Origin of the sequence: Pseudoalteromonas porphyrae, assembly GCF_001298125.1 — a bacterium.
In the GTDB taxonomy this organism is placed as follows: domain Bacteria; phylum Pseudomonadota; class Gammaproteobacteria; order Enterobacterales; family Alteromonadaceae; genus Pseudoalteromonas; species Pseudoalteromonas neustonica.
This window is the reverse complement of the sequence record NZ_LHPH01000021.1, coordinates 80,369-88,126: the sequence shown is the minus strand read 5'-3', so window position 1 is coordinate 88,126 and position 7,758 is coordinate 80,369. Positions and strand designations below refer to the sequence as shown.

Genomic DNA, 7,758 nt, shown 5'->3' with positions numbered 1-7,758 from the left:
AAACGCATTGAAAACGCAACAGAGGGCAAGCAACCAAAAAAATTATTGCGTTTTGCCGGTATGCCACGTCAAATTATGCCAAAAGGGCTACCGTTTGAACTTAAATCTTACCTTGAATTGGTTGAATTAACAGGGCGTTGTATACGAGAAGGCAAACGCGGGTATATTGAAAGCACACATTTACCTTTACTAGAAAGAGTCAATATCTCCCCAGAAAACTGGTTAAAATTGACCACGCAATTTACGCGCGTATTTCATGGCGCAGTAGGTAGGACGACCTCACAAGAGAGTTACTGTGAACACTTGAGCAGAAAACGGCGTAGCAACGTCAGTAACAGCGAAAAGCTACTGGCATAAAGTTAAAAGTCCTCAGTAAAAAGTTAAAACTGCAATTATGCAGTTATTTTCATGCGCGTAATTTAGGTTTCACAGTATAGGCGCTCGCTTAATGAACGATGTGCAAGTGATGATATAAAAAGAGATAAGTTTTTAGCCTAAAAGAGTAAACTTAGTAGCACAGTTTTATTTACTCAATTAAAGTGGCTGTCTAGTTTATTTCATTGCTGCAGGTGTTGTCTTGAATGCAGACCCACTTGCATATTCTCATTAAGCTTTGATCACGAAAATCACTCGATTAAAGCCAATGGGATCAAATTTTGACTTCAGATATTATAATTCCTGACCGTCCGCTCATGGCACTCTCCAGCCACTCGACAACATAAGATGTTGATAATAATTGGTAAGGTATTTTACTGTGACGGATGGCGTTGGTCAGGTGCTACTGAGAGCGATCTTTCTTTTACAAATTATTATTAATAATCATTTGTATCAACTTGGTCTTATTTTTACTTTCCTTTTTATTGAGGTGGTTACTTTAGCTTTAAAATAAAAAAGCCTTAACATTGACGTTAAGGCTTTTTGTTTACCCGGGGTTTCACAAAAATTTATTCTTTAGTTAGTAATGCAATTTCGCCAAGTTGAACTAGGCGGCCTTCATCGCCTCCAACACCATCGCCTGTTTGCTCATTTAAAAAGCTGAACCGGTAATATGCATAAGCAGTTGTATTACTCTGTACTTCAAATTGATAGGTAACTAAGCGTGCAGGATTATCGGGGAACATGGCGGTATCAATAAGTTGCCAGTTGGCACCATCGGTTGAGCCAAATACTTGCCAGCTAGTTGGATCGCGTTGTGGGTTATCGTTACCCGTTGCAATACTGTAGCGGTTAAGTAGCTGAGTTTGTTCAAAACTAAAATCAACATCAACACTGGAGACGACTTGTATTGGCAGTAGTGTAGGGGCGTGCTCTGCTACCCACCACGGCGCTTCAATGATCGCGTTATATTTATTTTTAACGTTATTATCCGTTGTTTTATCAACCCCTTCTCCCCAAATACCTACATCAGTGGCGTAGCCCGTTACTGTCATGCCGGCATCTTGTGCAAAGTTACGGTAACCTTCTACCGGTGTTGGGTAAGAGGGAGTTAACCCTAAGTCATTTTTTAAATACTGCTGATACTGCGCGAAAACAACATCTATACCGCGTTGCGCTGAAAAAATTGATTTAAATGCAGCGTCAAAACTCCATTCTTCAATTTCATTGGCTGAGGCATTAAATAAACGTATAAAATCAGTATTTTGATTTGTATTCGCCACCCATTCTAAAAAGAACGATGTTTGATTGTAGGCATCTTCATTCCAGCTATCGATCCAGCTAATTTGTGGCCGTTGATGTTCTAAAAAGCCTGCTTTAATACGCACATAATTAGCTAAGCCTTCTAGGTAGCTGTGAAGCTCTGCACCGGGTTTATATTCGCCGTTTGCTGGCGTGTTATTGTAGCCATGGGTTAATTCGTGCCACAGTATACCCATGATCTCTTGACGTAATGCTTCATCGCCTTTACTTTCTAGGTTAGCTAAGTGGTTTAGATCAAAATATAAAATCATATTTTTATCTGTGCCGCTTTTTGCTGCGGGAAAGTCATATTCACCTGTTTCAAAATTCAGTGTTTCGAATACATTGATTTCAGTTACGTTAGTATAAAGAATTTGCGCAACGCCTAATGAAATTTGATGGATAATGTCTGTTAAGTCAGGCATTACACGCTCTAATGCGAGTTGCCCAGGGTGATCTGCTAAGTTTTTAGTGTAACTAACCGCAGGTTTTGGAAAGCCAGCCCATGGTGTAGCAGGGTCCCAAACACGAATCGCATTTTTATCTACTAACGTCGTGCTGCCTTTATCATTACTTGCCGTGAGTGTAACTGTTTTAGGCCCTAACGAACTAAATTTGACTAGAGGGCTTAGCGCTGTACTTGTTGCTGGTGTTCCATCTTCAAATTGCCATTCCCAGCTTGTAGCGCCAGCTAAAGAGGTGTCTTTAAAAATGATAAATTGGTCAACTTCTGGCGTTTTATCATTGACGTTATAGCTAACTATCGGGGCTTTTGCTTTTACTTGAAGCTCAATTTCAGCAAGTTGCAAAATATCGTTCCCATAGCTATCAGTGCCACCGTGAACGAGTTCAAATTTATAATATTGATAAGCACTTAATTCGCCTTCAATCTCATAACTATTTAATTGCCCACGTTTAGCAAATACTTGGTTAGCTTGGCTATCAATTTCAAGCCATTCGTTAGCATCGTTTGAGGCTTTGAGTACCCAGTTTTTTGGATCTCTGTTGGGTTCGTCATCTGCTGAAATGAAGTTATACGATACGAGCTCATAAGCCTGGCTGGCTTTAAATATGACGGTCGCATTTTTTGAAAACGTTAAAAATTTAGTGCCTTTATTACCATCAAATAAATTGCTAACTGTTTCAGCTGGTGGCGAGTCTGCATCAATCGCTGAGATTTCACGGCCTGCATCAGTGCTCATGTTTCTAACCGCGGTTTCTGTTACAACCGCAGGGGTATCTGTTTTTGGTTTTGCTGTTGAAACAAACCCAGAGCCGTCATTGCACCCGACTAGCAGACTTGTTACACACAAAGCGATTGTTGATAAATGTAATTTTTTCATGATATTACCTGATTTTTAATTATTATTAGGTGCTTAATTAATATTAAGCACCTGTGGTATTTTAAAAGGCGTAAGTTAAGCGCAGCGAGAATTGGCGCCCAAGTGTGTCGTATGCGCCCATGCGATAAAATGGGTAGCCTGTAAACGTTTCATCTTGTGGAGGCATCGCATTAAATAGGTTATTAATAGTGAAAATAACGCGTGCATCTTCATTTAGCTGTTGACCTAAAGTTAGGTTGTAGCGGGTCCATGCGGGCAATTTTACACGATCACCATAATTGGCGTTATTCCACAGGGCGCCTTTGTAATTCGCTAATACAGAAATAGCAGTATTATCGTGCTCCCAAGTAACGCTCGCATTCGCTAAGGTGCGAAAATCCATGTTGTTTTGGTCATCAAGTAAATCAAGTAACTCATCGCCAGCACGCAAACGCTCTTTCTTTTTCAGTGTGCGAGTTAAGTTAAACTGATACTTGAACGAGCCAAGGTCAGTTTCAGCTAGGCCTTTAACGCCAATATCAACACCAGCATCTTGACGTTCAGATGCATTAATATAGCCTTCAGTAATTGTATGCGGTGTGTAAGGGTCGCCAGAGATTGGGTTACCTAGTCGGTCAGTGCCATTGCCTGCGCCGTCGTAGCGTTGAATGCGCGAAGCCATGTTTTTACAGCGCTCAGAGTTACTATCAAATACGCCTGTTTGGCAGTCATAGTCAATCGACATAATGTAGCCTGCACTGAGGACTTGAATTTTGTCTTTGATTGTAATGTCGTAGTAGTCGATATTAAACGAAAGGTATTCGTTAAACTCATAGACGATACCCGCAGTAAAGGTGCTTCCGGTTTCTTCTTTTAAGCTTTTATCACCAGTTGATACACTTTCAAAGTTTACTTGTAAGCTAGGTTGATCAGGGTTGCTTTGAAGGTCTGCGTTTGCGCAACTAGTTGCCAGAGCACTGGCGTCATATTCTAGTGCTTCGTCTGAGTTGGCTAATTGTTTACATGCATCTGCAAGGATGCGGTCGTTGCCTGCGCCAAAGTTACCACTAAAGCCTTTATAAACAGCCGCTAAATCAGGCCCACGGAATGTTGTGCCCATTGCTGTTCTAAAAACGACTTCTTCAACAGGGCGGTAGCTTAAACCTAATTGTGTGGAAAATGCACCACCTACGTTAGAGTCATCATCATAATAGTCATAACGTACAGCGGATTCGATATCAAGCGTATCAGTCACAGGAACTAATACTTCAATTGCCGCGGCATAACGATCGCGCTCGCCTTTTGTTGTTACCCCTGTCAGTCCTTCAAACTCTTTATTTAGAACTCGTTCATCAGGGATTGCTTCTGTCCCTTCATTCATAAATTCTATATAGGCTGAAAACGCCACTGGCCCAGCTGGAAGTTCGAATAAATCGCCTGTGATATCCGCAGTAAACGTGTTATTGAATGAGTTACCTTGGTAAGTTGCCCAGTCAGCAATTTGCAGTGCTGAATCAGGGGTTAGCTCACCAAACCACAACCCGTAATTTGGGCGGTGTATTGGTAGGTTATTAACTTCGCCGAGTTTCTCACCAAGAACAGATGACAGACCTGTTTTGGTGTTATGCAAATAGCGGTCAGAAAAGTCATACTCTGAGCGTGAAAAGCCTAGTGAGTAATCTAAGTCAGCAACTTGGCCCATAACACCAAAGTTAAATGAATAAGAAGTGTCTTTAAATGTACGACCATAACCATCATTGGTGTACTCATTGTCGAGCACTTTACGCCACATGTATTTTACACTAGCGCCTTGACTGCCGTCTTTGTTTGCTAGATCAGGATCCCAAAACTCAGTATCGTTAAAGAATAATGTGCCACGGCTACCTTTCTTTTCTTGGCTGATATAAAAGCCATTTGCAAATAAGGTAAGGTCATTACTTAATTCATATTCTGAATTTAAGTAACCACTAAATGTTTGATTTTTATTTATTAAATGGTTGTCGCCTGTTTCATCCCAGCCACAGCTCATGCCATAATTATTACGCTGAATAAAGTGTTGCACAGCCTTTGGGTGAGGGTTAGTTTCGGTGTTGCAATATTGTGTACTGTAGTTATTGATTGTTGGTGTATCAAGCGAGTAAACAGTAATAGATCGGTTTAATTCGCGGTTTCCATTTGGCGCAGGGTTATCCCACAGACTGTCGTGATAAGGACGATCACTTGAAAAAAGCCCCGCGTTATCTTTGTATTCTAATGCGTAATCAAGAGTCCATGCATCTTTGCTATAGCCACCTACAAAACTAACGCTTTTACGGCGATTTGAGCCATACGTATCTACACCACCGTCAATATCGATATATTGACCTTCAATTCCTTTTTTGGTGATGATATTAACAACGCCACCCATTGCTTCTGAGCCGTAAATAGCTGACGCGCCGCCCGTTTGAATATCAATACGATCAACCATTGCAGTTGGTATCATATCTAAATTAACAAAGTTTGTTTGGCCGCCAAAAGGCATAGGGTAATATGCTAGACGCTTACCGTTAACGAGGATCAAAGTGTACTCAGGGCCTAAACCTCGTAGGTTGAGCTCTTTTGCACCAGGTGTATAAGAGCCTGTGTTAACTTCACCTAAAACAGCGCCCGTTGCTGCTGTATTATTTGCCAGCGCATCATAAACAGATGAAAATCCATTTTTGATCATATCATCAGAGGTGATCGAAAATACGTTCACAACCCCTTCAAGTTCGGTACGTTTAATACGCGAACCAGTTGTTACTATACGTTCAATTTCAGTCTCTGCGACGTTATTTTCAGTATTTTGTTCAGCCGCAATAACCGGAATTGACAAGGCGCATGACAGCGCTATGCAGATTTTAGAAAAAAAATATCTTTTTGGTAACTTATTCATATCCCCACCCATTTTATTATTTATATAGTTTAGAACGTTCCAATTTAAAGCTAAAAAAAAACTAAATTTGCATAGCTACAGGCTAATAAATATTTATATTTTATTCGTATATCAATTTTATTTATTAAAAACAAACCTAGAAATAGGAACGATCCAATAATCAGCTAGAAAATAAACAATGTCAAACAAAAATTACATTTAGTTCACAAAGTTTTCTATTTTAAGGTCGATTTAAAATGTAAGGACAGGTAACTTTGAGGCAGTAATTTAGAGGGGGTTGGAGGGCTACTTGGCGAACAAAGAGGGTGGGGATATGCATATTTATTAGTAAAAAGCATATAATTGGCTATATGCTTTTTATTATTTAGTTTATTGAGCAGTGATTAGGCTCTGCTGGTATTGTTCCCAAAGTGAAGAAAGAGGCTCGTCAGTGAGTGATTCTATGGCAGTTTGAAACGACCACGGTTCAATATTTTTTGCAGTTTGATTAAATCGGTATGCAAAATCATCCACTTTGTTGTCAGATAACCACTTTAAGAAAAACCCTGTATTAGTGTAACCACCAAGCCATGTTTGTGAGGTTTTAGGTGAGCGTGTTTTATGATAGCCAGCTTCAATTCTGATCAAGTCGGCCATGCCTTCAATAAAGGCGTGAGTGTCGTCAGATGCATAACTGGTGTTTGCAGGAAACAGCTGGTAACCATGGGTAAGCTCATGCCAAAGCACACCAAGTAGCTCATATTTGACGACTTCATCCGGTTGATCTTTGAGTTCTTCGGTAATATATTTTGAGCTAAAGGCAATAACCATATTGGTTTCATCACCACTGCGATACGCTAATGTATCCATCCACTCTAATTTAAATTCTACTTGGCGAAACTCTGGTACTTCTGCAAAATTTTTATATAATTCTTTAACTAATTGATGTGTAACATCATCAATTGTTTGGGATAAATCAGGAAATAGTGCAATTAGACGATGATAACCCGGTGATTTTTTATCAATAAAATTCAACTTTACAGTTGGAGTTTTAAACCCTTGCCATGGTTTACTTTTATCGAGTACTTTAATTGCATTATATTTGGTTAAGGTGTCTGAACCATAATTATTAATCGCTTTTAAAGATAAATTATAACTGCCAGGTTCAGCAAAACTCACTGTTGGGGATGGTGTATTTTTAGCGAGTATGGTTTTATTAGCGCGCCATACATAACTGGTTGGTTTGTTGAGCGTATTGCTTTGTAGTTGTACATTTTCATTTGGTTTTACAATCTGTTTTGATACCAAAAAGTCAACAACAGGTAACGTGGTAGGGGCTAAAAGCTGTAAGTCCGCCAACTGAAGATAATTGTCTCCCCATTGTGTTTTACCGCGTTGGGTCATTTCAAGGCGGTAAAACTGATAGCTACTTTCATTATCAAGCTCAAATTCTGCGGTAAAACCCCTCTGTGCAAATTTAAAATCACTGATTGTTTGCAGTGTTTGCCAGTCAGTCTGATTATTTGAGCCACGTAGCGTCCAATTGCTTGGGTCGCGCATTGGTGCATCTTGCGCTGAGGTTAATCGGTATTTTTTTACTGAGATAGGTTCGCCATAATCAAACTGAACCCAAGTGCTACTTTGTTTTGATAGGTATTTACTACTTTTTGAATCATCAAATAATTGGGTTAACCCTTCACCGGCTATTTCATCAGGGTATTGACTAGACACTTTACTTGTCGTTGAAAGGGGATCAGTGATATCAATCAGTACAAGGTCATTATTATTTATTGTAGGTGTGAAGCTACAGCCAGTTAGTAAAAAAATAGGCAGTATAGAAAGTCGTTTTTTCATCATTATTTTAAA

General features: G+C 39.7%; 4 protein-coding genes. 1 reads left to right on the top strand and 3 read right to left on the bottom strand.

Going from position 1 to position 7,758, the window contains the following annotated elements; all coding sequences use genetic code 11:
* A partial coding sequence (locus ADS77_RS16315) for a hypothetical protein (RefSeq protein ID WP_082355709.1) occupies positions 1-357 on the top strand: 357 nt, incomplete at its 5' end.
* A 587-nt stretch (positions 358-944) separates the two neighbouring features.
* Here ADS77_RS16315 and ADS77_RS16310 read toward each other — a convergent pair.
* From ADS77_RS16310 to ADS77_RS16300, 3 genes are all read right to left on the bottom strand, one after another.
* Positions 945-3,020, bottom strand: coding sequence for a basic secretory protein-like protein (locus ADS77_RS16310; protein ID WP_054455363.1), 2,076 nt, complete (start codon positions 3,018-3,020; stop codon positions 945-947).
* A 61-nt stretch (positions 3,021-3,081) separates the two neighbouring features.
* Positions 3,082-5,913 (bottom strand): TonB-dependent receptor domain-containing protein, encoded by a 2,832-nt coding sequence (locus ADS77_RS16305; protein WP_054455376.1) that lies wholly within the window; start codon positions 5,911-5,913, stop codon positions 3,082-3,084.
* 369 nt (positions 5,914-6,282) lie between these two features.
* A complete protein-coding gene (locus tag ADS77_RS16300; protein WP_054455361.1) occupies positions 6,283-7,749 on the bottom strand; it encodes a basic secretory protein-like protein in 1,467 nt (488 codons plus the stop codon).
* Positions 7,750-7,758: the final 9 nt, after the last annotated feature.

What these genes read in the sequence shown, in the direction of transcription:
- ADS77_RS16310 (WP_054455363.1), bottom strand. Translation starts at nt 3,020, where the DNA reads ATGAAAAAATTACATTTATCAACAATCGCTTTGTGTGTAACAAGTCTG.
- ADS77_RS16305 (WP_054455376.1), bottom strand. Translation starts at nt 5,913, where the DNA reads ATGAATAAGTTACCAAAAAGATATTTTTTTTCTAAAATCTGCATAGCG.
- ADS77_RS16300 (WP_054455361.1), bottom strand. Translation starts at nt 7,749, where the DNA reads ATGATGAAAAAACGACTTTCTATACTGCCTATTTTTTTACTAACTGGC.